This is a genomic window from Lutibacter sp. HS1-25, from assembly GCF_004121075.1.
Classification (GTDB): Bacteria; Bacteroidota; Bacteroidia; order Flavobacteriales; family Flavobacteriaceae; genus Lutibacter.
The window spans coordinates 1-1,979 of the sequence record NZ_RHLN01000089.1; the positions used below are offsets into that span (position 1 = coordinate 1).

At 31.0% G+C, this 1,979-nt stretch carries 2 protein-coding genes; both read right to left on the reverse strand.

Annotation, left to right across the window (positions count from 1 at the left end; genetic code table 11):
• Window positions 1–1,025 (reverse strand): molybdopterin molybdotransferase MoeA (locus EC396_RS12385; RefSeq protein WP_164975284.1); only part of this gene is annotated, 1,025 nt, incomplete at its 3' end.
• A 194-nt stretch (window positions 1,026–1,219) separates the two neighbouring features.
• The coding region (locus tag EC396_RS12390) for a GTP 3',8-cyclase MoaA (protein ID WP_129366960.1) at window positions 1,220–1,979 on the reverse strand (760 nt) is incomplete at its 5' end.

The window sequence follows — 1,979 nt, forward strand, 5'->3', positions numbered from 1 at the left end:
TGATTTTCAACATTTAAATCTGCTGATTTATAATACCAAGGGTGAAAATATTTCAAACAATTTACAAAAGTTGAAACCGGATTTCCTGGAAATGCAAATACAACTTTATTTTGTTGATTACACGCAGTTACAGAATTATCATTTCGGTTAGGCTCTGTAACCTGCGATTTAACACCAAACCAAAATGGTTTTCCCGGACGTTGTTTTACCTGATGAAATAATTTTTCAACTCCCAATTCCGATAAAACTTCTGGAATAAAATCAAATTTCCCTTTAGAAACTGCTCCACTAAAAAGCAGCACATCATAATCGTTTAAAAATGCTTCAATCTTTGATTTTAAAACTTGTTTATCATCTAAAATATGAGCAGTATCGGCTTTAATTTGCAATTTATCTAACAACGATACCAAGGTATAAACATTGCTTTTTCTAATTTGATGTTCAGCAGGAGTTTCAGTAACATCAACCAATTCATTACCCGTAGAAACAATCATTACTTTTGGCTGTTTACCAACTTTTACGGTAGATTTTCCAACAGTTGCCAACACACCAATTTCGGCAGGAGAAATTTTTGTGTTTTCAGCAATTAAAACATCGCCAACTTTTTTATCAAAACCTTTTGGATGAATATTTTGAAAATACTTTATCTCATCTAAATTTACCTGAGCTTTTCCATCTTCAATGGTTAATAACTCGTAAGGAATCACCACATCACAACCTTTTGGCAGTATTGCACCCGTCATAGCTTCAATACAATTTTCTGAATTTTTAAGCTGTAATTGCTCACTTCCAGCGGCTTGAATACCTTCAATTTTAAAAGTTCGTTGCCCATTGCTAAAAACTGCAGCAGCAATTGCAATACCATCCATACTCACACGATCAAACGGTGGAAAATCGCGATCAGCAACAATAGTTTCCTTTAAAATTCTGCCAGTAGCATTTATAAAATCTATTTCTTCAACACCAAAATTTAAAGTGTTGTTTAAAATAATTGCCAAGGCTTCATTTACGGTTGTTAAATTCATTTGAATTAATTACGAATTGTTAATGTTTAATTACGAATTTCATATCAATAAATAAGCTTACTGTTTTTAATTATCACTTCGGCTACGCTCAGCGACCAGACCAACATTATTCATTTTTACTTTTTCACTTTTCATTAAAATTATGCACTATTAATTGTTAATTTTTCATTGTCAATTGTCAATTGTCAATTTATTTACCCTCCAATAGTAGACATACTTTCAGACACATCATTGTCTCTAGAAGCTTCAGCAACAAATCCGTTTTCGGGTTTTTTATGCACTGTTTTAATAAACAATGCTTTCAAATCGTTGTCGCTGGCTCCATTTCTTATAAAATCGCGTACATTAAACACTCCACCATCAAACAAACAGTTTTTAAACATACCAGTTGCCGTAATTCTAATTCTGTTACAATCGCCACAAATAGTACGGGTAAACGCAGGGATGATACCAAAAGTACCTAAATAACCAGGTATTTTAAAGTTTTTTGAAGTAGATGATTTTTTTTGTTGAAGTGTCTCAACTACTGAATATTGATTTTTTATATGATTGATTATTTTATTGAAATTCCACTCTTCATCAATTTTGCGTTGTCCTTTACCGTTAAAAGGCATTTCTTCAATAAAACGAATGGCAATATTTTTATCTTTTGAAAGTTCAACAAAATCAATAATTTCATCGGTATTAAAACCAGACTGTACTACAATATTTAGCTTTAATTTTAAGTTACTTTCAACCAGTTTTTCAAAAGTATCATACACATTTACAAAAACATCTCTTCGTGTAATTTGAGCAAATTTTTCTCTTTGCAAAGTATCCATACTTAAATTAACCGCATTGATATTTAGTTCTTCTAGCTTTTCAATATGATTGGAAATTAAAGCACCATTGGTGGTAATATTAATTTCTTTTAACTTATCATTAAATGAAAGTGATTCTAAAAACTTCACAAAA